This window comes from Acaryochloris sp. IP29b_bin.137 (assembly GCF_028285745.1).
Classification (GTDB): Bacteria; Cyanobacteriota; Cyanobacteriia; order Thermosynechococcales; family Thermosynechococcaceae; genus Acaryochloris.
In genome coordinates, this window is record NZ_JANQOP010000348.1 from 1 (window position 1) to 23,939 (window position 23,939).

Annotated in this window: 22 protein-coding genes; 9 read left to right on the forward strand and 13 right to left on the reverse strand. The window is 47.5% G+C overall.

Annotated features, from left to right (window positions below; genetic code table 11):
- Positions 1-45: 45 nt before the first annotated feature.
- The 3 genes from ruvB (at position 46) to Q0991_RS23440 (ending at position 2,478) form a co-directional block, all read left to right on the forward strand.
- Entirely contained in the window at positions 46-1,173 is a 1,128-nt protein-coding gene (gene ruvB, locus Q0991_RS23430) for a Holliday junction branch migration DNA helicase RuvB (protein WP_299493214.1), read from the forward strand.
- A gap of 96 nt (positions 1,174-1,269) precedes the next feature.
- Positions 1,270-1,935 carry a glutathione S-transferase family protein gene (locus tag Q0991_RS23435; RefSeq protein WP_299493182.1) on the forward strand — a complete coding sequence of 222 codons (666 nt, stop codon included), beginning with the start codon at positions 1,270-1,272 and terminating at the stop codon, positions 1,933-1,935.
- 54 nt (positions 1,936-1,989) lie between these two features.
- On the forward strand, positions 1,990-2,478 hold the full coding sequence (locus tag Q0991_RS23440) for a cupin domain-containing protein (protein ID WP_299493184.1): 489 nt from the start codon (positions 1,990-1,992) through the stop codon (positions 2,476-2,478).
- Positions 2,479-2,733: 255 nt separating this feature from the next.
- On the opposite strand, the gene Q0991_RS23445 is transcribed toward Q0991_RS23440, so the two are convergent.
- The 6 genes from Q0991_RS23445 to Q0991_RS23470 form a co-directional block, all read right to left on the reverse strand.
- Positions 2,734-3,684, reverse strand: a complete 951-nt coding sequence (locus Q0991_RS23445; RefSeq protein ID WP_299493186.1) for a hypothetical protein — start codon at positions 3,682-3,684, stop codon at positions 2,734-2,736.
- A 168-nt stretch (positions 3,685-3,852) separates the two neighbouring features.
- Positions 3,853-4,845, reverse strand: coding sequence for a PstS family phosphate ABC transporter substrate-binding protein (locus Q0991_RS23450; RefSeq protein WP_299493188.1), 993 nt, complete (start codon positions 4,843-4,845; stop codon positions 3,853-3,855).
- Between the two features lie 167 nt (positions 4,846-5,012).
- Positions 5,013-5,438 carry a biopolymer transporter ExbD gene (locus Q0991_RS23455; RefSeq protein WP_299493190.1) on the reverse strand — a complete coding sequence of 142 codons (426 nt, stop codon included), beginning with the start codon at positions 5,436-5,438 and terminating at the stop codon, positions 5,013-5,015.
- 4 nt (positions 5,439-5,442) lie between these two features.
- Positions 5,443-5,853, reverse strand: coding sequence for a biopolymer transporter ExbD (locus Q0991_RS23460; RefSeq protein ID WP_299493192.1), 411 nt, complete (start codon positions 5,851-5,853; stop codon positions 5,443-5,445).
- 40 nt (positions 5,854-5,893) lie between these two features.
- Positions 5,894-6,601: a MotA/TolQ/ExbB proton channel family protein gene (locus Q0991_RS23465; RefSeq protein WP_366525052.1), complete on the reverse strand. Its 708-nt coding sequence runs from the start codon at positions 6,599-6,601 to the stop codon at positions 5,894-5,896.
- Positions 6,602-6,855: 254 nt separating this feature from the next.
- A complete protein-coding gene (locus Q0991_RS23470; RefSeq protein ID WP_299493194.1) occupies positions 6,856-10,383 on the reverse strand; it encodes an NB-ARC domain-containing protein in 3,528 nt (1,175 codons plus the stop codon).
- Positions 10,384-11,249: 866 nt separating this feature from the next.
- Here Q0991_RS23470 and Q0991_RS23475 point away from each other — a divergent pair.
- The gene (locus Q0991_RS23475) at positions 11,250-12,944 is read left to right on the forward strand and encodes a calcium-binding protein (protein ID WP_299493196.1); all 1,695 of its coding nucleotides are present in this window, start codon (positions 11,250-11,252) and stop codon (positions 12,942-12,944) included.
- Between the two features lie 97 nt (positions 12,945-13,041).
- On the opposite strand, the gene pstB is transcribed toward Q0991_RS23475, so the two are convergent.
- The 4 genes from pstB to Q0991_RS23495 form a co-directional block, all read right to left on the reverse strand.
- On the reverse strand, positions 13,042-13,845 hold the full coding sequence (gene pstB / locus Q0991_RS23480) for a phosphate ABC transporter ATP-binding protein PstB (RefSeq protein WP_299493248.1): 804 nt from the start codon (positions 13,843-13,845) through the stop codon (positions 13,042-13,044).
- 150 nt (positions 13,846-13,995) lie between these two features.
- On the reverse strand, positions 13,996-14,931 hold the full coding sequence (gene pstA / locus Q0991_RS23485) for a phosphate ABC transporter permease PstA (RefSeq protein WP_299493198.1): 936 nt from the start codon (positions 14,929-14,931) through the stop codon (positions 13,996-13,998).
- Positions 14,928-15,803: a phosphate ABC transporter permease subunit PstC gene (gene pstC, locus Q0991_RS23490; protein ID WP_366525054.1), complete on the reverse strand. Its 876-nt coding sequence runs from the start codon at positions 15,801-15,803 to the stop codon at positions 14,928-14,930. Before pstC ends, pstA begins: the two co-directional genes overlap by 4 nt.
- 151 nt (positions 15,804-15,954) lie before the next feature.
- Positions 15,955-16,974 (reverse strand): PstS family phosphate ABC transporter substrate-binding protein, encoded by a 1,020-nt coding sequence (locus tag Q0991_RS23495; RefSeq protein WP_299493202.1) that lies wholly within the window; start codon positions 16,972-16,974, stop codon positions 15,955-15,957.
- Positions 16,975-17,241: 267 nt separating this feature from the next.
- On the opposite strand from Q0991_RS23495, the gene Q0991_RS23500 reads away from it, so the two are divergent.
- The gene (locus Q0991_RS23500) at positions 17,242-17,514 is read left to right on the forward strand and encodes a hypothetical protein (RefSeq protein ID WP_299493204.1); all 273 of its coding nucleotides are present in this window, start codon (positions 17,242-17,244) and stop codon (positions 17,512-17,514) included.
- 525 nt (positions 17,515-18,039) lie between these two features.
- The gene (locus tag Q0991_RS23505; protein ID WP_299493206.1) at positions 18,040-19,068 is read left to right on the forward strand and encodes a CHAD domain-containing protein; all 1,029 of its coding nucleotides are present in this window, start codon (positions 18,040-18,042) and stop codon (positions 19,066-19,068) included.
- 25 nt (positions 19,069-19,093) lie between these two features.
- Here Q0991_RS23505 and Q0991_RS23510 read toward each other — a convergent pair whose 3' ends face one another.
- Positions 19,094-19,633 carry a transposase gene (locus Q0991_RS23510; RefSeq protein WP_299493208.1) on the reverse strand — a complete coding sequence of 180 codons (540 nt, stop codon included), beginning with the start codon at positions 19,631-19,633 and terminating at the stop codon, positions 19,094-19,096.
- Between the two features lie 316 nt (positions 19,634-19,949).
- On the opposite strand from Q0991_RS23510, the gene Q0991_RS23515 reads away from it, so the two are divergent.
- Entirely contained in the window at positions 19,950-20,795 is an 846-nt protein-coding gene (locus tag Q0991_RS23515; protein WP_299493250.1) for a lysophospholipid acyltransferase family protein, read from the forward strand.
- 367 nt (positions 20,796-21,162) lie between these two features.
- Positions 21,163-21,426 (forward strand): hypothetical protein, encoded by a 264-nt coding sequence (locus Q0991_RS23520; RefSeq protein WP_299493210.1) that lies wholly within the window; start codon positions 21,163-21,165, stop codon positions 21,424-21,426.
- Between the two features lie 425 nt (positions 21,427-21,851).
- On the opposite strand, the gene ribD is transcribed toward Q0991_RS23520, so the two are convergent.
- Complete coding sequence (ribD, locus tag Q0991_RS23525; protein WP_366525053.1) at positions 21,852-23,003, reverse strand: bifunctional diaminohydroxyphosphoribosylaminopyrimidine deaminase/5-amino-6-(5-phosphoribosylamino)uracil reductase RibD; 1,152 nt, start codon at positions 23,001-23,003, stop codon at positions 21,852-21,854.
- A 197-nt stretch (positions 23,004-23,200) separates the two neighbouring features.
- On the opposite strand from ribD, the gene Q0991_RS23530 reads away from it, so the two are divergent.
- Positions 23,201-23,644: a hypothetical protein gene (locus Q0991_RS23530; protein WP_299493212.1), complete on the forward strand. Its 444-nt coding sequence runs from the start codon at positions 23,201-23,203 to the stop codon at positions 23,642-23,644.
- 150 nt (positions 23,645-23,794) lie between these two features.
- On the opposite strand, the gene Q0991_RS23535 is transcribed toward Q0991_RS23530, so the two are convergent.
- The gene (locus tag Q0991_RS23535; RefSeq protein WP_010473496.1) at positions 23,795-23,932 is read right to left on the reverse strand and encodes a photosystem II reaction center protein K; all 138 of its coding nucleotides are present in this window, start codon (positions 23,930-23,932) and stop codon (positions 23,795-23,797) included.
- Between the last annotated feature and the right edge of the window lie 7 nt (positions 23,933-23,939).

Below are 23,939 nucleotides of genomic sequence, written 5' to 3' on the forward strand. Positions count from 1 at the left end.
GGGATCTCCCACCCACTGCCTTTGGCCGCTATGATGGAGGCTATTATGGCCATTGTCTCCTCTAAGCAATCTCCTCAACCGGATGGGTCGAAAAAGCCCGCTCAGGCAAAATCCGTCAAGAAGTCTGTCGAGCAATCTAAGCCTCAGCAGACGGATGCATTATTGCAACCGGAAGCAGTGCAAGAAGAGTTCGTCGGCAAGCAGGATGATAAGCTTAGGCCCCAGCGGTTTGACGAATACATTGGCCAACGGGAACTGAAAGAGGTTTTGGATATTGCCATCCAGGCCACGAAGTCCCGACAAGAGGCTCTGGACCATCTCCTGCTGTATGGCCCCCCAGGGCTGGGAAAAACAACGATTTCTTTGATTTTGGCGGCTGAATTAGGGGTGAACTGTAAAGTCACCAGTGCGCCCGCCCTAGAACGTCCCCGGGATATTGTCGGTTTGCTGGTTAACTTGCAGCCCCGAGATATCTTGTTTATCGATGAAATTCATCGGCTGTCGAGGATGACGGAAGAGCTTCTGTATCCGGCGATGGAAGATTTTCGGCTTGATATCACGATTGGGAAGGGGCAGTCTGCACGAATTCGTAGTTTGCCTTTAAAGCCTTTTACCCTAGTCGGTGCAACTACTCGGGTCGGAGCTTTGACCTCACCCCTGAGAGACCGATTTGGCTTTGTGCAACGGTTGCGTTTTTACGAAGCTGATGAGCTGGGGCAAATTGTGTTGCGAACCGCAGATATCCTCAAGGCCAAAATCACTTCAGATGCGGCAGAAGAAGTGGCCCGACGGTCCAGGGGCACCCCTCGGATTGCCAACCGCTTGCTGAAACGGGTGCGGGATTATGCGGAGGTCAAGCATTCAGGGGAGATCACCCAAACCATTGCCCAAGAAGCCCTAGAGCTATTTAATGTCGATCCTTGTGGCTTGGACTGGACGGATCGGCGATTACTGACGGTAATGATCGAGCAATATAACGGCGGCCCGGTGGGTGTGGATACGTTAGCAGCGGCGACCGGGGAAGATTCTCAGACGATTGAAGAGGTCTATGAACCCTATCTGATGCAGATTGGCTATCTGAACCGCACGCCTAGAGGGCGTGTGGCTACCCCTGCGGCCTGGACTCACTTAGGGTATCAGCCCCCTGATGAACAAATGCGATTGCTGTCTTAGGGAGACCCGATAATCCTTTCAATATAACGAAGCATCATTGCAGAACCGCTGAATCCTTTAGACCCAGGCAAAATCCTCACCATTTTGGAGGTCACCATGGCAGATCTAACATTAGTGATTGGCAATAAAAATTATTCCTCATGGTCATTACGGGCTTGGCTTTTCCTGAAGCAGGTGGGCGTTCCTTTTCAGGAAGTGCGAGTTCCATTATGTACGGATAAAATGCGATCACAACTGGCAAACTATTCTCCTTCAGGACTGGTTCCCGTCCTTATCACAGATGAGGGAACGATTTGGGATTCCCTGGCAATCTGTGAATATGTGGCAGAGACCCATCAACAGGGTTGGCCTCAACCCTCACCAGTAAGGGCTCAAGCTCGGGCTATTGCGGCAGAAATGCATTCCGGTTTTATGGCTTTGCGGTCTGAAATGCCGATGAATTGCCGGGCACGACGCACAGGGGTGGAGCCTTCTGCGGCCTGCAAAGCCAATATTGAACGGATTCTCTCGGTCTGGCAATCCTGCCGTCAAGCCTATGGAGAAGGGGGACCTTGGCTATTTGGGAATTTTTCGATTGCCGATGCCATGTATGCCCCTGTTGCGTCGCGATTTGTGACCTATGGGGTGTCTCTACCCCAGATCGCCCAGGACTATATCCACACGATCTTCGAGAATCTGCATATGCAGGACTGGCTGCAGGCGGGAGAGACCGAATCTGAAATTATTCAAGCCTCGGAGCGCGGCCAACCTGTCTCTGGATAGCTGGTTCAGCACTAAATTTATGGTGTAACGCTCAATTTTCAAAGGAAAACTGAAATGACTGAAACCAACCCTTATCTTCTGCGCGCGGATGCGATTGAACAAACCCCGGAGTTTGCTTTTCAGCACCCCCTGAACCCTAATTCTGAAATTTATCTGCGAGATTTAGGAGCAAAGGTCGGCTTGGAACGAGCGGTCCTGCGTCTGAGTCGAGTGCCACCGGGCAAAGAATCTTTTATTTATCATGCCCACCACCATGAGGAGGAGTTTATTTATATATTGTCCGGTCGGGGGATTGCCGAAATTGAGGATCAAGAATATGAAGTGGGTCCTGGAGATTTTATGGGCTTTCCAACCCCTTCCGTGGCTCATCATCTCCGCAATCCGTTTGAGGAAGATCTGGTTTATCTGATGGGAGGCGAACACAGGCATGCTGAAATTGGTGAATTTCCTCGTTTGGGCAAACGGATTATTCGAGATGGTGATGATGCCTACTTTGTAGATATTGAGGCCATTCAGCCCTTTTTCCCACAGAAAAAAGAATAGAACCCAGATCCACCATCTCTTCATTACTCTATGCTTTAACCATACTTCGAGAGTAGAAAATGGAGTTATCTATTGCGACTGGCAAAGGCAGAGGTAGGCTGACTTTGAACTATTGCCTTGTCGCCTACTGAACTGGGGGGGACTGGAGATCGCAGTATGGTAACCTCCTGCCACTGCTCTCACCTATGATTGTGTCTCTCTCCCATAGGTGCATTGGTCCGATTAAAGCTCTTTGTACCTAGCTAATTTCAAATTTTATGACGTTGCCGGATCCGGCTTAGGTGGGTTATTTGGGTCCCAACGCCAGAAAATAACGAATGTCGCTTTACCAATCACTTTGGCTTTCACTAAGTTAATGAAATACGTTTTATCCTCAATTTTGATTTCATATACTGGACCACCACCATACTCTCCAATGGGTTTGGGGGCCGAAGCAGATTGAAATGAGGGAATGGTTGGTAAAATCTCTAGAACCCCTTCAGGATCCTTAAGCCGGTAGTATCGAGGGTTGTTGATGATGCCTCCATTAGCCTCCAGGTTGGAATTCTTAGAAATATCAAAGTCTTGAATACTTTTTGCCGCAAAGAACTTTTCAGGCTCAGGAAAATCTCCAGGAGTAGGAATATACTCGAAATTAGATTCGACTTCAGCATTAATTAATGCTTGGTCTAACTGATCAAAAATAGTTTCCACCTCTTCATTTTCTATCGGTGGGGGAGGTGGCATATTCGGATCTGTCTTGTCAGAATGGTTGTCTGAATCTTTCTGAGTATCAGAATTAGAAGCATTAGAACCTGGCTCTTTATCCTTAGGGTCTGGTTCTCCTTTGGGTTCAGGTTTAGGCTTAGCGGCTTCAGGCGGTTTGGGAGGGGGCTGAAGGATTGGCTGAGGACGAGGTTTAGTCAGTGCTTGCTGTAGTCGTGGTTTCAGTTTCGGTTTTGGCTTAGGCTTCAGTTTTGGCTTCGGTTTGACCTTGGTGCGCTTAAGCGAGACTGTCTTAGTGACGGGAATATTCTCGATCTTGGGCTGTTCCACCTTTTTTGTCAGTGGGATAGGCGTAGCCAATAATACTCCATGCAGCACCACAGAAATCACCAACAATGGATACTTGAATAACCACCAGAGGAAGAACCTTTTTGGGGGAGTTGGTGCCTCTGGAATAAAGGTTTTAGGGGGCTTAGGAGGGGGTTTAATCTGTGGGGTCATGAATGGCAATTCAGATGGGATAGTCGAAATTCTGTTTTTCTAGGTAAAGCCGTTTCATGGATAGGGATAGGTAAGGGGTCAAATAGGAAATTCCTGAAGGAGAACTCAGGCCCCCTTCAGGAATTATCAGCAGAGTGTGAGAAAACCAAAGTTAGCTCGCAGCTAATGCTATTTGGATTTGAGGATTTCGGAAACCTTCAATCCATCCGTCTTCCGACCCGCGAAGAAACTCCCTGTTTTCCCTTCACGGAAATTTTGAGCAGCTTGCTGATAGGCTGCTGGAGGTAGAGGAATATAACCGACTTCAGCAGAATATTCAGCCGCCTTTCTCAAATAGAAGTTCACAAATTGGCGAACTTCAGGACGCTTGGCCGCATTCTTGTTGACGTAAATGAAGATGGGGCGAGATAGGGGAGTATAAGTCCCGCTCTCTACGGCATCGCGAGAAGGGAGAACGGGACCGCTTCCATTGTCAATCGCAACCGCTTTGAGGCGCTCCTTGTTGGCCTCATAATAGGCATAACCAAAATATGCGATCGCATTCGGGTCCCGAGAAACCCCTTGCACTAAGATATTGTCATCTTCACTGGCAGTGATGTCTTTGCGGTGATTCTTTTTGGCAATGGTGCCATTGAAGTAGTCAAAGGTCCCAGAATCAGAGCCGGGAGCATAAAAGCTGATTTTTTCGCTGGGCCAGCTCGAATTAACGTCTTTCCAAGTGCTCACCGAACCCTCTGGGTTTTCTGACCACATTTTCTTTAATTCGCCAACCGTCATGCTTTGGACTGGGTTTTTGGGATTAACAACCACCGTCAAAGCATCAAAGGCCACGGGAATCTCAATGTACTCAACCCCTTCACAGAGCTTTTGCTCTTTTTCTTTGATGGGGCGAGACGCGTCAGAAATATCGGTTTCACCGGCACAAAACTTCTTGAAGCCTCCCCCGGTCCCAGAAATACCAACCGTGATGTTGACCTTTCCACTGGTTTGCTTCTGGAAATCTTCTGCAACGGCTTCGCTGATTGGAAACACCGTACTGGAACCATCAATTTTAATCTTTTTCGTTTCGGCAACGGCGGACGTGGCCGAGAAAGCAGTTGTGCTGACGGCGACCGCTAGCGAAACAACCGCACCTGTCAGGGTCGAACGATTCAGCTGCATACCTTGCTCCATAATTAAAGATCGATATATGTAATGCGTTTAGCCACAGGCAGAATACCGAAGCAAGATTAAGCGTAGTTAATGGAACAACCCCTTCCGGTTTATGGAAACGTTATTAGACGGTTAAGTTTGGTGATGAGAGAAAAATAATCTGTTGGGTTGGGTTGTTACTGGTCTTGGAGTAAGAGCGATACGCGATCGCCCCCCATTTTTCCCATCTTTTTGAGTAAGGCAGAAACCTTGGCATAGGGTAATTTGCGGTCAGCACTAAGAATGATTTTGCCTTGGGGGTTTTTATCTAGATAGGAGGCGATACGGTCGGCCAATTTGCCAGAGTTAACCGGTTGATTGTCTAGAATAATGTCTCCCTGCTCTGTCAATCCCACCACCAATGGATTCGACTGTTGAGGGAGCTGACTGTTACTCGGTGTAGACGTACTAGAAGTCGGCAGATTAACCTTCAAAACCTGTTGCCCCGTCAAGGTCATGGAAATAATAATGAAAAACGTAAGCACTGACATCAGCACGTCCATCAAAGGAACCAAGTTCACTTCGGGGATTCGAGAACTGCTTTGACGATGGCGAAAACGCATCGGTTTATTCAATGATGAGAGACACCCGGTCCCCCCCAGCGGCTCGCATTAGATCCAGCTTGTGCATCATCTTTTCATAGGACAATTTGGGGTCGGGCTTCAAAAAAACGTTTCCCTTGGGATTGGCTTGTAAATACTGGCGAATCTTAGCCTGAAGCGCTTGAGTTGCTATGGGCTGCTTATCCCGAGAGGCTTGTCCTTTGCCATCTAAATCCACAACAAATTGATTTTTAAGATCCGAGAGTTTGATCTCGGATTGTCCACCCGCCTCTTGAGGGAGTTGGACCTCTAAGCTCTTTTGCTTGCTGAGGGTCATGGTAATCATCACAAAAAAAGCCAGAATTCCCATCATCACGTTGAGCATGGGGATCAGGTTGATTTCAGGAATGGTTGATGCTGGGTGGGCAAATCGCATAGGGAATAACCAAAAATAGCCTGTTGCAGGCAGAGTCCAATTAGAGGGTTTCCACAGTGACCTGGGTTGGCTGAGCAGCACTCCCCTTAGGTAAATAAGCTGGGCGGTTAAGTTGAGTAGGTTCGTACCAAACCTGTCGATAAATCAGTTCCATTTCACTGCCCACTTCTGCAAAGGTATCAATTTGACGGGCCTGCAGAATCACAAAAATACGTAGGACAATCAAGGCCAGAATGGCAACCACCATTCCCGCTGCTGTGGTTAAAAGGGCTTCACCAATCCCGGCTGCAGCTTTAGTCGCCTGCTCTGAGGTACCACCACTGCCAATATTGAGGTTGTTAAAGGTGTTAATTAAGCCTGTTACGGTTCCTAAAAGTCCCATCAGGGGAGCAACGGCCACAATCGTCTCCAGCAGCTTATCCCCTTTCCGCATTCTGACAAACTCTTTATCCGCAGCAGCTTCTAAGGCCAAGCGAAAAGTCTCGGGTGAGGGCTGATGCAAACGCAAGGGAGCTAATAGAAAGCGGCCAATGGGCAAAAATCGGGCATGCTGAGCGATAGATTCTGCTTCTTCTAAGCTGCAGCGGGCAGCATCTAACACATCATGAACAATGCGATGTTCTTGGCTGATCAGCCGTATCCAAAAAATGGTTCGCTCAAAGGCACAAGCCAACGTCAGTGCCGATAGCCCCACAATGGGGATCATGACGGGGCCACCCTTGGTTAGAAAAGTATAGATGGTGGACACGGTGTCTCCCCAAAAAGCCAAAAACCGTAAGCCTACTGAAGACGGGACTCACGTCGTTTAGGATAGCTGAAACCTTTTGAGCAGAGGGTTAAGAGAGCTGCAAGATCAGGTTAAACATGTGTTAAAGAGTTTAGTCCCAATAACGCTTAATTCATGGCAAATCGTGAGACCGAGGGAATGGATTACCCCCAAGAAGGTTGGCGATTTCAAATTCAAATAATGGCGTTTGCCACCTTCGTATGAAAAGGCATGATTTACTTCGAAGCAGGCACTGTAAAATGCTCGCAGGCCCCAAGGGCCTTTAATGAGGCTTTCTGCGCTTTCGTTAATCCGGTCGTTCCAGCAATATTCATTCCGTCATAAAGGGGGTTTACCTTCAGAACGTTTTGGCATTCTCGGGTCTCTACTTGCCAGATTCTCAGGGTTTGGTCCTGGGAGCCACTGGCGAGTTGATGGGGGTGATGTCCCGCCTTGGCGAAAGGGGGCAAAAAGGCCAGTGACCTTACCTCATTCTCATGCCCCTCAAAGGTTCCCAGGCAATCCCCCGTTGTGAGATGCCAAAGCTTGATAGTGTGGTCTAGGCTCCCACTGGCTAGAGTCGTTCCTTCAGGACTAAAGGCAACGGTATAAACCCCATTGGTATGTCCGGTTAAGGTTCGCAGACATTGTCCGGTTGGTACATCCCAGATTTTGATGGTGTGGTCAAAACTGCCACTGACCAATAAGTTCCCATCTGGACTAAAGGCGACTGAGTACACCCGATCTTTATGCCCCGTTAAAGTACGAAGGCAGTCTCCAGTCTGGGTATCCCATAACTTAAGAGTTCGGTCTCCACTTCCACTGGCGATGTACAGGCTATTGGGACTGACAGCAACGGACCAAACCCAGGTCTGATGGCCTGTTAAGGTCATTAGACAGGTTTCAGTATCGATACGCCATATTTTGATAACGTGATCGCTAGCGCAAGAGGCCAGCCAGGTTCCATCAGGGCTATAGGCTAAGCCATAGACCCATCCCCGATGCCCAGATAGGGTGCCTGTACATTGGCCCGTTGGATAATGCCAAAGCTTAACCGTGTAATCTCCGCCACCGCTGGCGAGGATCGGGTCCCTGGGACTAAAGGCTAGGGAGTAAACCGGTTGATGATGCCCTTTGAGTGATCGCAAAAGTTGTCCTTGCTGCCGATTCCATAGGCGAATGCTTTGATCAAAGCTACCGCTAGCGATGGTTAGGCCGTCAGGACTACAGGCAACGGCAAAAATACGGTTAGTGTATCCCGTTAACACTTTTAGGCAATTTCCCGTGCTTATATCCCATAGCCGCACCGTTTGATCATGACTACCGCTGGCGACTAAGTGGTCCTGAGGATGAAACGCAATAGCAAAAATGCTGTGATGGTGACCAGACAGGGTATGAAGGCAGTCTCCATTGCTGAGATTCCATAGCTTGATGGTTTGGTCGCCACTCCCACTAACAAGTTGGTTGCCATCTGGGCTGAATGCAAGAGCGTTTACCCAGTTTCGATGGCCGTGGAGAGTTTGTAGGAGTTCTCCACTAGGATAATCCCAGAGCTTAATCGTGCGATCCGTGCTGCAACTGGCCAAGTGATGGGTTCGGGGACTAAACGCAACGGCCATAACCCAATTTTCATGGCCGAGCAGGGTGTGCTTACAGGTCCCTCCCTCAACCGCCCAAAGTTTGATCGTTTTATCTGAACTCCCACTGGCAACCATTGAACTGTCGGCACTAAAAGCCACAGTGAAGATAGCTTGCTGATGTCCTGTTAAGGTCTGTTGGCAAGCATAACTATCGACGGCCCAAAGTTTGAGGGTCTTGTCCTTGCTGCCAGAGGCTAAATGTTGCCCATTGGGGCTGAATGCAACCGCACACACTTCTGATTGATGGTCATGGAAAGTATGACGACAAACACCAGTTTCTGCATCCCAAAGCTTGATCGTATGGTCTGCACTGGCGCTGGCTAGGGATTGGCTGTCGGGACTAAGGGCTATAGAAAGAACCGCATTTTGATGGTCATGGCCGACCCAGAGTTGTTGGTAGGTTTGGGCGCACCAGACTCTGACTTTGCAATCTTGATCTGCGATCGCAAGATACCGACCATCTGGACTAAAGGCAACGGCTCTCACTTCATCGAGAATTTCAGAAAAAATAGAATTGCAAAAATTGGCATTGGTAAAGTCAGTCTGGTGCAGTACCATCCCCTGCAGGTTTGCCTGCCGGATGGTCATTCCTGAGAAGTCCCGACCCCGAATATCAACCTTCATCTGTTTCGCGAGGTGAAGTAGGTTGCTACCGTAATATCCACTTTCTAAGGGAGCATGGTCACGCAGTTTGGGGATGAGAGAAAATAAGCGATCAATAATGGTTTCGGATGGTCCTAACGCCGCCCGTAATTGATCAACGATAGGTTGCACAATTAAGCATCGTTGGGCTTCACCCACAGAAACGGATGCCTGAGCCTTGACCAATGGGTATTGAGCTAACCAGTTGACCTGGTTCTGGAGAATAGATGAAGAAACCTCCTGAATCAACTGGGCGGTCACGTACTCCATCACCACGGGTTGCAACGTGAAATAATGGGCAGATCTCTCGATTAGGGATCGATTTTGTAGCGCTGCGATCGTTTGTAAAAGGTCGCCCATAGCAGTAGGCGTAAGGATATCGGCCTGCATATCCTGATAGGAGGTGGGTTCTCGATTGATGGCTAACCAATACAATACCTCTGCTTCATGGGCACTGAGTCGTTGAAATTGCTGACCCAGCAAATCCTCAATGTCATCAAAAATAAAGGGTTCTTGATTGAGAAACGCGAGGAAACGACTTAGGTTAGCGTCAAAAACATCGCGAACAAAGGTGGCCACTATTTTGAGAGCGAGGGGGTTACCGATATAGCGCTTAATCAAATTTGACCAGTCTTGATCGGTTCCGGTATAAGTACCGATAGAACTAAAGATTTTACGCCCTGCTGGAGTGGACAAACCTTGAATGTGGTGGCAGCGAACCGGTAATTTGTTCCCTTCTAAGCTATTCAAGCCCTGGGGTTTCTCCCTAGACGTCAGGAGGAAACAGCTCTTGTGGAACGTTTCACCTACCATCTGGAGCAACTGGCCATATCCTTCATAACCGGCTCGATAAACACCAGCTCGATTACCGCCTTCTAAAATTGACTCTGCATTGTCTAAAATCAGCAGACAGTGACTATCTTGCAAATGCTGTACCAATTGCGATAGCAAATCTGACAAAGACTCAAAAACTCTCGTTTCTTGGTGATGGGAGAGGACTTGAATCAATTGAGCCAACAAACACTCTACAGTAGGCGCATTACGTAAACTCCGAAAAACGACCGTATCATACTGATCCTGTAATTCCTGGCCTAACTTAACAGCAAGGGCCGTTTTGCCCACCCCTCCCATCCCTAGAACAGTGATCAGGCGGCAATGATCATTCTGAATCCAGGCTTGCAAGGTATCCAGATCAGCAGATCGACCATAAAATCTGGAAACGTCTATTGCTTCCCCCCAATCTTGGTATCGTGTTCGAGCAGTCGGATACTTAGACGAGGGCAGCGGGCTCTGGGAACTGGGTTTCTGGGCTTGACCCAGATCCGCTACCGATTGCCAATCTAAGTCGAGCTGCTCACAGAGTTCCACAAAAGTGGCAAAATCTACGGGTTTGCCCCTTAAAAAGTTTCCCACTGTGGATAGGCTAAATCCGGCATACTCAGCCAGGGCGCGCTGACTGTGGAAACCACTTCGTTTCAGCACTAATTTAGTGCGCTCGATACAATCATGACGAAGACAGAGAGATCTTGACATTTTATCCTGATGAATCTGGCTGATCGAGGCTCACAAATAGTGGGTTCTAGCGTTCTTTAACCATGAAATCTTGACGGCCATAAATTTAGAGCCTCTATTGTGTTGTGAAGCCACCCTTTTAAACCCTTTTCTTGAGCTATTTATATCTCCACAAAATATTGGTTTTTCCTATTAGAGAATTATAAGTCTTGCACCATTAAATTTCTTGATATTGCATATAAAATCGTTTGTCAGCACTTGTTTTAGCCATTGAGTTTATTCACTGGCATCGCTTAGGTTTTTTCTGTAATAGAAGCAAAATAATAACTCAGTTATAAGTCAGTCAAAAGCAAAATATTCTCACTTCTGAAGTCGTCCAGCTATGCCGTTTGATGATAATCAGTTAGCTCTTGATTAGCCTAAAACATCAACCCATTATGGTGTTGATGGCATCATCAAGTCGTGAAATTCAAGCTTGTTTTTATCTGCATGGGGCTTAGTCCAACGGGGAGATATTTCTACCCTAACTATGAATGGATAGTGCGGTTCGACTCCAACAGTACGCAAGAGAAGGGAAGGATGAACCTTACTTCTTCTCTCTTGACGACCTAGCTGTTGCTTAGTCATGGGAAGTAAACGGCTTGCACGGGCAACCATTCACATTTCGTCCACTATTTATTCGGTGTTCCCTAATCTTTATTAGCGCAAATATTTGAGATTTGCTACTGGTTCAAGTTTGGAGGTACTGGCAATAAGTACCTCAAGCTTGGGCTGGAACTCAATGTGCGCATTTTTTTTCAAAACTCAATTTCTAATTGTTACAGGGAGATAAATCGATGGCTTTATTTGAAGGAACAGGCGACATTTCAGCTGTTGTGGCTGATTTTCAGGCCGCGTTAGGAGACCCCAATAATGGCAATACCTTTGGTCCTGTTGCCGATGGAAGGCGTGAAATTAACTGGGATGCAGGCATTGTCCCTTTTGACATGCCTGCTGATTTTTTCAACAAAACCGTGACCCGGGGGGCAGAATTTGTCACTAATGCCGGCTCTGAGTTCCGCGTCAGTAATCCAGACCCCACCGATCCAGGTGCCCCCGACAATGAGTTCGATAGTCTCAACCCGACCTACCCCGATCAGTTTGATACCTTTAGCGAACCTCGACTGTTCACCCCCGTTGGCTCCAACGTTACTGAGGTGGAATTTTTTGTGCCGGGCTCTGATGTTCGGGCGACTGCCAGCGGGTTTGGGGCAGTCTTTACGGATGTTGATTTAGCAGACAGTACCAAGATTGAATATTTTGATATCGATGGCAATCTTCTGGAGTCTGAGTTTGTCGATCCAGATCCTCAAGGGTTGTCTTTCTTGGGCGCGACGTTTGAGGAGGGCAATTTATATAAAGTCAGAATTACGAGTGGCAATACCCCGATTGGTCCGGATGATGATCCGGCCAATGGGGTTGATGTGGTGGTGATTGATGACTTGCTGTACGGTGAACCCCAAGCTGCTGAAACCCTGGATGGCGACGACGATGATAATGTCCTCACAGGTACACCAGGCGGAGAGTTTATCCGAGGTTTTGGGGGTAATGATGCCATTCTAGCTTTTGGCGGTAACGATATCGCCCAAGGTGGCGATGGCAACGATGTCATTAGCGGCGGAGACGGGAACGACTTCCTAGAGGGTGGCTCAGGCGATGACACCATTATTGGTGACAAGGGGGATGACACCAAACTAGGAGGTGACGGCAACGATCGCATTATTTGGAATGACGGTGATGGCTCAGATCGCATCGATGGCGGTGCAGATCTAGATACCGTTGAAGTCAATGGCAGCCCTGATCAGGGAGATGAATTCGTGGTGGATGCTGGGGCCAGCGATGTCTTGTTTCAGCGGGTCAATCTGGGCCAATTCGAACTGGATATCAGTACGGTTGAGACCCTCGAAGTCAATAGTGATGGCGGAGATGACCAATTCACTGTCGGAGACCTCTCTAAAACCGGCCTGAAAAATGTGATTTTCAATGCTGGGGATGGCAGTGATCTCCTGGACGGTGCAGACGCAACCACTGATCTATTGGCAGTAGGCGGCAGTGGCAACGATACCTTAACTAGTGGCTCTGGTAAAGATACGCTGATGGGTGAAAATGGTAATGACATTCTCCGCGGGGGTAGAGGGGCAGACCTGCTGACTGGTGGAGCGGGGAATGACATCATGTTTGGTGGTCGGGGTGCAGATGACCTGAATGGGGGGACCGGCAATGATGTGATGCGAGGCAATCGAGGCGCTGACGTCTTTAGGTTTGAAAGTGATCTCTTAGATGGCATCTCCGATATTGATGTTATTCAAGGTTTCCAATCTCAGGATTCCTTCAATTTCGATGATTATCTGGGGGCTGGAGGGTCAGTTGCCTTTACGAGAGTTGCAGGCGGGTTTCTTCAAATCGATCTCAGTGGGGAGGATACTGTCAATGTATTCGGTAGCAACAGCGCCCTGAATGCAGCTGAAGCCCAACTTGCGGCACTGGTCTAAAGCGTCATTGATAAGTTGTTAGATTAGCCAAACAATAATCCCGAGGAAGGAGTCCCCCAACTTCCTCGGGATTTCTATAGAGGCATAAATTAAAGACTTAGCCAAACCGACCTGAAACGTAATCGCGGGTGTAGTCCTGTTTGGGATTCGTGAAGATAGTGACGGTATCGTTATATTCCACCAAATACCCGAGCTTGCCCCCTTGCTCCGTCGCTTCAGCATTGAAAAAGGCTGTTTTGTCAGACACGCGAGAGGCTTGTTGCATATTGTGAGTCACGATCACAATGGTGTACTGCTCTTTGAGTTCCTGCATAAGCTCTTCGATCCGCAATGTTGAAATCGGATCTAGGGCTGAGCAGGGTTCGTCCATCAGGATGACTTCGGGTTGAATGGCGATCGCACGGGCAATACATAATCGCTGCTGCTGTCCCCCAGACAGTGATAATCCACTATCCTTGAGCTTGTCCTTGACCTCATCCCAAATGGCAGCTCTGCGCAGAGAGCTTTCCACCAGCTCATCCATATTGCCCTGATAACCATTGATACGAGCGCCAAAGGCAATATTTTCGTAGATGGACTTGGGAAAAGGATTAGGCTTTTGGAACACCATGCCAATCCGACGTCGAACTTCGACTGGATCAACTTTCTTGCTGTAGAGGTTAACGCCCCGAAAAAAGACGTTCCCTTTTACCTTAGCGCTAGGGATTAAATCATTTGTGCGGTTAAAGCAGCGAAGTACAGTGCTTTTGCCACAACCAGAAGGTCCAATAAAAGCCGTAATTTGATTCGCTGGGATATCTAGGAAAACCTCACGAACAGCTGGGGAGGAACCATAGTAGACGGACACTCCTTCCATCTTTAGCGCAGGCTGATCAGTATCTGGTCTAGAGTCAGAGGTCATGGGAAAGTCGGCAATGTTGGTCATAGGTTCGCATCCACAAGCTTATCAATGAGCGTGCTCTTTTCTTATTTCACCATAGGTAACACAGCTTATTTCTAGGTTAAGGAATGAAGGCATATGGCGATCTTTAACGTAGGAAAATGGGCAAAATCACAACTTCTGATTCTGAAATTTATTGCGAAGCAGAATCGCGGTTGTATTCATCAATAACAGCACTACTAACAATACGATGATGCCTCCTGCAGCAATTGGCTCGAATTCCTTCTGAGCCCGGGCAATCCAAACATAAATTTGAATCGGCAAAGCCGTAAAGTCCGACTGCAACCCTTCTAAGGATAGAGGTGGCGCAAAGGCAATATATCCTGCAGCCCCCACCACCAAAATTGGGGCCGTCTCGCCAATCGCACGTGACAAGGCCAAAATGGTGCCTGTCAAAATGCCTGGTAGAGATTGAGGAAAAACCAAGTCACGAACCACTTGCCAACGGGTCGCACCTAAGGCAAATCCCCCTTGGCGCAAGCTATTGGGGACAGCCCTCAGTGCCTCTCTAGTACTCACAATAATAATCGGCAAAATCAGTAGGGCCAGCGTCAAACCTCCTGCAAGTACACTGGTTCCCCCCGTAATGGGTCGCATAATATCCACAAAAACCGTCAGCCCCAAAAGGCCATATACAATCGATGGGACCGCTGCCAGATTACCTACATTAATTTCGATTACACGAGTAAACAAATTATCTGGGGCAAACTCTTCTAAAAAGATGCCTGATCCCACGCCAATAGGAAAGGCAAACGCTGCCGTAATACAGAGGAGCCAAACACTCCCCATCAAAGCTGGCCAAAGCCCAGCCCGCTCAGCCCTTCGAGAAGGAGGGTTGGTTAAAAAATTCCAATCTAAACTACTCGCACCGTCGCTCAATACATCGAATATCAAGGTCACCAATACCACTAGACTAATAATAGTGGCAACCCAAGTGAGTATTTCAAAGAAACGATCCCAGCGATAGCGGGATGCCAGTGCAGGTTTAAACGCCTGGTTTTCGCCTTCTTGGAGGTTTGGTAAATCTCTGGGATTAGATAAAGTCATTCATATTTCTCCTGGAAACGGCGGACAAACCAGAAGCTAAACATATTCAGGCAAAAGGTAAGGACAAACAGCGTCATTCCCACTGCAAACAATGTTTTGTAGCCAATTGTGCCAACGGGATTATCCCCGAACGTTGCCTGGACAATAAAGGAGGTCATTGTCTGAACCGAAACCCGAGGATCAAGGGTTAACACGGGTGATGCCCCCGCAGCTACGGTCACAATCATCGTTTCGCCCACTGCACGAGAGATGGCCAACACACAGGACGCCACGATTCCCGATAAGGCGGCAGGCAAAACGACACCCGTCACAGTTTCCCGCTTCGTGGTCCCTAATGCATAGGAGCCCTGTCTAAGGCTTTGAGGCACTGCATAGATGGCATCTTCACTCAAAGAAGCGACCAAAGGCATAATGGCAAATCCCATTACAATCCCAGCGCTAAGGGAATTGAAAATTTTCAAGCCGGGAACGATCCCTTGCAGCAATGGAGTGACGAATAACAAGGCAAAATATCCATAGACCACCGTGGGGATGCCAGCCAATACTTCTAGGGCAGGCTTCAACCACTGCCGGACCTTCGGAGAAGCATATTCACTGAGGCAGATTGCGGCCAACAGTCCAATAGGTAAAGCCACCAACAGCGCTATCAGAGAAGTCATAAAGGTCGCACTAATCAGAACAAAGATGCCGAACTGATCGCTAAACAATGGTGTCCACTGAGTATCAGTTAAAAACCGAATGATAGAAACCTCACCAAAAAATTCGAAGGTTTCGAAAATTAAGGTGCCCACAATTCCGATGGTAGTGGCAATGGAAATTAGGGCGAAACTCGCAAACAAGTATTTTACAAGTCTTTCAGACCAAATGCTGATGCCCCTTTTTGGCTTCCACAACTCTGAGTTATTTGGTGGGGGGAGTGAGTTGGTTGCAGAATGCATGATCAATCCAATTTCTGTTTCATAATCAATTAATCAAAACCGGAATCCCCTACATTAGAATGCCTAGAATTCCGGTTTGTTGAGTTTAGAGAACGTCAGAGAGTTTTACACCAACTGTCTTACCTCCAGGAAAGGCGGTTCCTGTCTTTCCTTCCTGAGCACGGGCTAAAGCTTTGCCATAGATATCATCTGGCATGGGGAAGTAACCCACCTCAGCAACGAGTTCCTTGTTCTTGGGATCCAAGTAAAACTCAGCGAAAGACTTCATTTCAGGGCGATCCATGGCCGCCTTGCTAAGATAAATGAAGAGAGGGCGCGCTAGAGGAGAATAGGTTCCATCCAAAACCGTTGCATCGCTAGGGGTGATACAACCATCTCCCCCATCAATTTGAACTGCTTTGAGAGAATCCTTATTTTCCTCATAGTAGGAATAACCGAAGTAGCCCATGGCATTCTTGTCGCCTGCAACACCACGGACAATGGTGTTGTCGTCTTCGCTGGTGGCAAAGTCGCCTCGGCTCCCTTCTTCACCCGTAATTGCTTCATTGAAATAATCAAAGGTACCTGAGTCTGTACCAGGTCCATAAAGGGTTAGAGGGGCATCTGGATACTCAGAATTGACCTGATTCCACTTACTAATCTTGCCTTGAGCAGCCTTTTCCCAGGCGGTCTTTAGCTCATCGATAGTCATACATTGTGCCCAATCATTATCCTTATTGACAACAACAGACAGGGCATCATAGGCAACGGGTACTTCGATGTACTCGATATTATTTTCCGCACACAAATCTATTTCTTTTTGCTTAATGGGGCGGGATGCATTTGAGATCTCGGTTTCACCCGCACAGAACTTCTTGAAGCCCCCACCAGTACCAGACTTACCAACGGTAATCTTGACATCACTGTTAGCCGCCTGGAATTCTTCGGCCATGGCCTCCGCGATGGGAAGAACCGTACTAGAACCATCAATGGTGATCTTGCCAGATAAATTTGCGTCAGTTCCTGAGCTGGAGCTTGAGGAACTATCACTAGACGTTTCGCTTCCAGCACAAGCAGAAATGCTAGCAACTAGAAAAGCTAGGGAAACATAGCGAAATAACTTCATGGGTTTATGCTTCGAAAACATGGGTGTTAAATCTCCCTAACCACACTCAAAATAGGTATTGATATTCTACATTCCGTTGGAGAATATCTGACCAAGGTAAAGAAGAGGTTAAGCTAACGATAAGAAAAGCCTTACCTTTGTGATAAGAGAACGTAAATGATTAGCAAACAATGTAGTTCAATTTTAAGTTTTTATGCTCCGTAAACCTGCTAAAAAAACAATACTCGTTAGAATGGTTTAAATATTATTGCTAGTTGCCAAACGCATGTGAACCCTCCCTATCCCTCAGAAAAGCCGAAAGATAGTAGATATCGCTATCTATACCCCCGCAGTCGTTATCGTGGAGACTTTACTCCTGCCAATCTTGCATTTAATGCCAATCTCCAAGAATTTGCCCATCAGGTGAATTTCATCTGTGCCTTAGAAACATCGGGAAAAATATCTTCTCTACAGGCCTATAACGATATAAAAGGACTGTGGAAACAGCTTAAAAAAAGCAAGAAGAATCTCAGGATTGGTCAGAAGGAATCTGAAGAATAGTCTTCTCATTTTTCAGGATTTTAACAAAGATTAATTTAGTAAAAAATAATTAAACACTCACCATAGCAAAATGGTCTTACTTAATTTATTTCAGGGATGAGTACTTATTATTCTTCTCAAGAGTAAATATATTGGAAAACATCAGGGAATTGATGAATTCTGGTTACTCTCAAACCTAGAGCTTAAATAAGCTGGCCATTGCTGTAGTTTAAGCCGCTTAACGCGATGCATAGGTTGCATTACAGTTGGGACGTCCCTGGCATTCGGTTGAATGAAGTTTAAGGTAAGGTTAATAGAGTGGATTATGCTCTTGTTCAATATCCTGTCTGCACGGAATACCACGGCTGCACCACTGCAATAGTGATACTGGGTGATTGAGAATGAAAGAGGAATTGTGATTGTATCGCTCCTTCAGGGAAACACATTCCTCCTAACGCTCTAGTGTGGCAAGCGATAGCGCAGACTAGCCCTTGAAGTGCAAGACATTCATCAACTAGATTTGGGAAGGATAGGAAAGTTGGATTCATGAAAACTCGGTCCTCTTCATCAACCAAGACTTCGAAAAAGAAGAAACTAACCTTTGATGGAACCTTCTCACTAGGACAGGTCGCTCATCGGGCCATTCAAAAGCATTTCAAGAAATCAACGAAATATCAAGAGGGAGTGCTTGCCGATCAAGATCCCGAATATTTGCATCAGATGCGGGTTGGGATGCGACGTCTCCGAACGGCAATCGATGTATTTGCCCCTGCTATTGATCTGCCGGTCGCGGCCCAACGATCCCGCATCACAAAAATTGCTAAACGACTGGGGCAAGTAAGGGATTTAGATGTTTTACAGCTTTGGTTCCAACACTTTTTGGCCATCACCAGTGTCGACGAAGCTGAGTCAAAACAAATTCAGTGGGTGTTGGCGCGCTTATCTAAGCGCCGACAGAAAAAATTTGCTCAACTCCCCAAATTATTCAAAAGTAAGGAGTATCGCCAATTTGTTGCAACCTACGACCAATGGCTGAAAACACCCCAATTTCAGGCCGTAGCCACCATGCCAGCGTTAGATGCTGTGCCAGATTTGTTATTGCCCCTTTTGAGTCAGCTTTTTCTCCATCCGGGATGGCTGGTTGCCACTGAGACATTGGAAGGACGCCTTTATCCGGTCATGGGCATTAGTATGGAGGCCTTGGACGTTGTTTTTGCGACGGAAGGACCTGCCCTCCATGATTTGCGTAAGCAGATGAAACGGGTGCGGTATCAAACGGAATTCTTTATCCCTTTCTTTGGCAAGCCCTATCAAACCCAAACACAAGGCTTTCGCGCTCTCCAAGAACTGTTGGGATTGTTCCAAGATGAGGCGGTTTTAAGTGAATTCCTCGCTGGAGAACTTGGACCTGCCTGGACTGAACAATTGCCGTCTTTGGCAAGCTTGCTGCAAGAAGAGCGATTCCGGAACTGGAAGAAGTGGCAATCGGTTCAACGAAAATACTTGGATCCCAAGTTCCGTCGGACGCTCAGTCGTCGAGTCATGTCGCCTTCTCTTGAGCTTAATTTGGCATGACGTCATAAACCGACTGAGAAAAACCTCAGGAAAAAGCAGGGCTGTCTGGGTGGAGCTTATCCCAATCCCAGGCATGGGGATTGGTGGTGATGTACTGACGAAAGGTATGAAAAGCAAACCGATGGGGAATGATCTGTTGATCCACTTCTTGCTGCCACAGCGGTTGGTGGGAACGCTTTCTTAAAGGCTTGATCCGTTGAGTTGCTATCTCTTTAAAGTGAGTAATCCACTGGCTTAAGGAATGCGATCGCACCGTTGTAGACGCCCTAGGCGTTGAACATTGAACGGTAGATGTATCGTGATGTTCTGTTGCACCTACGATGCCGTGAATATGATTGGGCATGATGACCCAGTGGTGCAAGTCAAAATCTGAACATATATCAAAAGACTTTTGCCATTCCTCTGCGATCAATCGTCCAAGATCATTGAGGCACATTTTCCCTCCCACAATTTCACCAAAAAGGCACTCTCTATCGTGGGTGCAAAGGGTAATGAAATACGTTTCAGTTTGAGGATACTCAGACTGGAAAGGGCGGGTAGGCGGGAGAGTGAGGGAAGTTGGCACGGGAAGATCGAGTTAGCTATTGGAATGGATTTTTAAAGCAAGACGCTATCAATAGGATGCCCATCAGCTGGTTCAATTCTGAGGGTGATAAGCGAATTTAATAGTATTGATCACTATTATTAATTTGCACTGAATGGATAGGTTTAGTTTGACAAATATCGACCCTTAGCATCGTTTCTTAAGATACAAATCCCTATTAATTATCTTTTTGTTTAAATATTGACAACGATCGATTGCTCCCCTTTTCGTTCAAGCCCCAGACCATGGTTTGATAATCTGAGAATTAGTGATCAGCATCGCAAGCAGGTAAAAAGTTCTGGTGAAGTCAACGACCTCCCCCAAGCCTCGACAGGGTTGGTCTTTAAAAGATCGAGATCCAGATGAGATCGCAGCGTTAATGCCTCGGTGGAAGTGGTTTTATGACTGTTATTTTCGGGTGCAAACCAGTGGTTGGCATTATGTGCCAGTAGAAAAAGCCTTATTTGTGGGCTCCCATAATGGTGGGCTAGCAGCACCTGACTTACATATGTTGATGTATGACTGGTTTCGCCACTTTGGCCCTGAACGTCCCATTTATGGGTTGATGCATAAGGGCATGTGGCAGGTCAGCCCTAGTGTGGCAGAGTTTGCGACCCTAGGTGGGGCTATCCGTGCTTATCCCACAATGGCAAAGGCAGCATTCCAAAGTGGCGCCAGCGTTGCGGTGTTCCCAGGGGGGGCTCAGGATGTGTTTCGGCCCCATCACCTAAGGGATCGGATTTATTTTTGCGATCGCAAAGGATTTATCAAGCTCGCCCTCCAAGAAGTTGTTCCCATTATCCCTTTTATCTCCTGGGGCGCCCATGACACGTTGCTGGTACTAGCCGACTGCTATGGGTTGATTAGCAAGCTCCACGCGCTCGGGCTGCCTTGGTTATTTGATACTGACCCGACCGTATTTCCTATTTATCTAGGACTACCCTGGGGACTCAGTTTAGGGCCACTGCCAAATTTCCCGTTGCCCAGTCAAATTCACACACAAATTTGTCCTCCAATCCACTTCGAGCATTACGGCAAACAGGCGGCGAAGGATAAAGACTATGTTCAAAGCTGCTACGACATAGTCGTCAGTGAAATGCAGCTCGCATTGGATCAGCTTATTCTCAAAGTGAACGGAAGCTGAGGATGGTTGCCCCCCTCAAGCCAAGCTAGCGGCAGTCATCAGTCATACCGCCATTTCCTCTCAAGGTTCATGCCTGACTGCAATCAGCAACTTTTAAATCGCTTTAATCCAAAAACTTCCCGATTTCTTCCCGAATTTTGACTTATTTTCTTCACTTTAATCAAATACAGTCAAAATAAAGCTCTAGATATACCACTTAACCCTTCTTCCAAGACTGAATTTCTGTCATCACGCCAGAGTTAAATACCTTTTTTGGCAGTAGTTAGACAGTCGTCCGTTCTTTCTCACTGAGAAAGAACACCCCGTTGAGGATGCAAGTCTCAGACGTATACTATCTGCCCCTTAGAACTGATCTCAACCTATAGTAATGATTGAAAAAACTGTAACCCTGCACTATTTCAATAGTACTATTGTGCATCCTTCTCACCCCATTACTGAAGATATGTCAATTTATGATTTCCTCAATTTAGCCAATGGTTTAAGCAACATCGTAAAAGTGTTTTTAGGGGCGAATGTCACTGCGAACTATTTGAGAGAATCTAAGCCAGAATACGCCTATTTAGCTAACTTTGAAATTGATCGGAATTGCGAAAGGGGAGATGTGCAAGAAACCAACACAGCTTTGTTTTGAGGCCTATACTGCATTTGCCATTATTTTGGTAAGGAATTCAATTTGCATTCCTGCGATCTTCAAGTTCCCAAGCGATGCCTGGGCCCTCATCCATAAAAATTCCGTTGGGTCATCATCAATCTCTGATTAGGCAGGGTAAGGAGGATGGTTAGTAAGAAACATGCTGACCATACAGCGTCTAACCTTGAAGCGACGCTCCATCATATCAAGAGACTACAAAATGGCCGCGCCTATCGTGATGCCTAAGGTATCTGCTTTATCGAAGGCGTCCGTAACTTTGTGCAAATTGCTGATTGCCACCTTGATATGGTTGGCATTATCTATAGCAAGAAGTTACTCACAGCACCTCGCGCGCGTAAACTGGTGCGAGAGTTCCGTTAGGCTGGAGTGATGAAAGAGTGCTAATTACTGTAAATCAGCCAGATCTATCCAGGCAAATATCCTTCCACTAGACAATCTTCACCAACTATATGCCAACGCACTCGCTCCAGTTGAAGGGCCTCCGTCATTTTATGAAATCCCAAATCTCCCACAGGGGAAGGAGCATTTTGACCGCCCACAATTTTGGGGGCAATAAACGCCAAGACTTTTTGGACAGAGCCATCTGAAATCGCATGGGCAGAGAGGGTTCCGCCACATTCCCACAACACCGATAGCAGTTCTTTCTGGCCCAAGTACGCCATCACCATTTGGGGCGTTAACTCGTCTAGATTCACCACCTCTACGCCCTGTTGTTCCAGATAGGCCTGGCTGCCTGGGTTCGAGTGACCTTGAGTCAGCACAATGGTAGGGGCCACTTGTGTTTCCCAAAGATGGGCCGTTTGCGGTAAATCAAGGGTTCGGCTCAACACCACTCGCAGGGGATTGTTGGGAGGACGATGGGCATCCGCCTGATGATGGGTCGTCAAATGCGGATTATCGCGGCGTACCGTATTGCCCCCCACGATCACGGCATCGCAGGTTGCCCGCAGTTGATGAACATGGGTGCGAGCGACCTCCTTGGTAATCCAAGCGCTATGGCCTGCAGTTGTCGCAATTTTGCCATCTAAGGTCATGGCATATTTAAGGATGCCAAAGGGACGCTGATAGAGCACTCGATGGACAAACGCTTCATTGACCCGTTGGCATTCTGCCTCTTCCACCCCCACAATCACCTGAATACCCGCTGCCCGCAATCGCTCAATGCCTTTGCCGGATACGCGGGGGTCAGGATCGACCATCCCCACAACCACTGTTGCCACCTCCGCTTTTACCAGCGCTTCAGAACAGGGCGGGGTACGGCCAAAGTGATTGCAGGGTTCCAAGCTGACGTATGCAGTAGCACCTTTGGCTTTGTCACCCGCCGCTCTCAGGGCAAATACTTCTGCATGGGGTTCCCCCGCTTTGGGATGATAGCCTTCCCCCACAATTTCCCCATCCCGCTCAATCACACATCCTACAAGCGGATTAGGAGTCGTAAAGCCTGCTGCCTGCTGAGCCAGGTATAAACAGCGCTGCATCATTTTTCGGTGGTGGGGGTCGCAGTCAGTCGTCCCCAGAGCCGGAGCGGGTTGGGCTGACAAAGGATGAATCTCCATTAAGGCTATTCACTCAACAGGACTACAGAGGGGCAGGCATATCTCTACTTTAGTTGAGCGTAACGTGGAATGGCGCTGAGGCGGTACCCATCCAAGGGCTTCCTCAGAAATTGCAACATATCGAACCGTAACGCCCATCCATTCATCAGTAAACTAGAAGGCATGAATCAGATGCAAAGTTCATCACCAAAGCCAGCATGATCACTCCCATCATCTCTCTTTTCTGTGTGGGAGTGTCCTATGGGTTACTGGGTTGGCACCTTTCGGCCTATCACATTGGCTGGGCCATGGGGTCTTGGTTCGTGGCTATTTTCCTGACCATCATGCTTTTTTGGGGGGAAGAAGTCACTAAGCGAATGTTTCGTTTGGGGCCAAGGGGAGTGATTTCCATGCTGATCTTGAGTGGGATTATCACCATGGCGGTGGCGGCCTCGACCCTATTTGGCATGATTGTTGTTCTGTTAGCGTCCCAAACCCTAGCTCGTCTGGAGTTGCAATCTGCGGGCCTGAGTCGCCGACTCACCCTCTTACTGATGGTCATTTTGTCCATTGGAACCCTCAGTGCAGGGTGGATCGTGGGTCAAAACCATTACCCGAGCAGTCCCTATTGGCTGACCTCTTTTTTGCTGTCGAGGTCATAATCTTCGGCGGAACTATCCGTTGCCAATAAAAAAGGGAAGTAATGACTTACTCCCCTCTACAGCGTTAGGAATATTTCCTGCGGCTGAGTAATAACGAAGGCCTGTTAACGGTTTATTGATCAATAAACGGCTTATTAAAATGCGTGTTGTTTACTTAAAACCAACCGCTGCTTGCCAAACGAAAGCAAGCGCTAAAAAGAAAAGTGGAATAACAGGCATAACATCCACAATCGGGCTAAAAACGGAGAAGGCTTCAGGTAGTTTCGCCAACAGCAGAACTGCTTCCATGAATAAA

Excerpts from the sequence above, each read along its gene's own strand:
- ruvB (WP_299493214.1), top strand. The coding sequence starts at position 46 with ATGGCCATTGTCTCCTCTAAGCAATCTCCTCAACCGGATGGGTCGAAA.
- Q0991_RS23435 (WP_299493182.1), top strand. The coding sequence starts at position 1,270 with ATGGCAGATCTAACATTAGTGATTGGCAATAAAAATTATTCCTCATGG.
- Q0991_RS23440 (WP_299493184.1), top strand. The coding sequence starts at position 1,990 with ATGACTGAAACCAACCCTTATCTTCTGCGCGCGGATGCGATTGAACAA.
- Q0991_RS23445 (WP_299493186.1), bottom strand. The coding sequence starts at position 3,684 with ATGACCCCACAGATTAAACCCCCTCCTAAGCCCCCTAAAACCTTTATT.
- Q0991_RS23450 (WP_299493188.1), bottom strand. The coding sequence starts at position 4,845 with ATGCAGCTGAATCGTTCGACCCTGACAGGTGCGGTTGTTTCGCTAGCG.
- Q0991_RS23455 (WP_299493190.1), bottom strand. The coding sequence starts at position 5,438 with ATGCGTTTTCGCCATCGTCAAAGCAGTTCTCGAATCCCCGAAGTGAAC.
- Q0991_RS23460 (WP_299493192.1), bottom strand. The coding sequence starts at position 5,853 with ATGCGATTTGCCCACCCAGCATCAACCATTCCTGAAATCAACCTGATC.
- Q0991_RS23475 (WP_299493196.1), top strand. The coding sequence starts at position 11,250 with ATGGCTTTATTTGAAGGAACAGGCGACATTTCAGCTGTTGTGGCTGAT.
- pstB (WP_299493248.1), bottom strand. The coding sequence starts at position 13,845 with ATGACCTCTGACTCTAGACCAGATACTGATCAGCCTGCGCTAAAGATG.
- pstA (WP_299493198.1), bottom strand. The coding sequence starts at position 14,931 with ATGACTTTATCTAATCCCAGAGATTTACCAAACCTCCAAGAAGGCGAA.
- Q0991_RS23495 (WP_299493202.1), bottom strand. The coding sequence starts at position 16,974 with ATGAAGTTATTTCGCTATGTTTCCCTAGCTTTTCTAGTTGCTAGCATT.
- Q0991_RS23505 (WP_299493206.1), top strand. The coding sequence starts at position 18,040 with ATGAAAACTCGGTCCTCTTCATCAACCAAGACTTCGAAAAAGAAGAAA.
- Q0991_RS23520 (WP_299493210.1), top strand. The coding sequence starts at position 21,163 with ATGATTGAAAAAACTGTAACCCTGCACTATTTCAATAGTACTATTGTG.
- ribD (WP_366525053.1), bottom strand. The coding sequence starts at position 23,003 with ATGGAGATTCATCCTTTGTCAGCCCAACCCGCTCCGGCTCTGGGGACG.
- Q0991_RS23530 (WP_299493212.1), top strand. The coding sequence starts at position 23,201 with ATGATCACTCCCATCATCTCTCTTTTCTGTGTGGGAGTGTCCTATGGG.
- Q0991_RS23535 (WP_010473496.1), bottom strand. The coding sequence starts at position 23,932 with ATGGAAGCAGTTCTGCTGTTGGCGAAACTACCTGAAGCCTTCTCCGTT.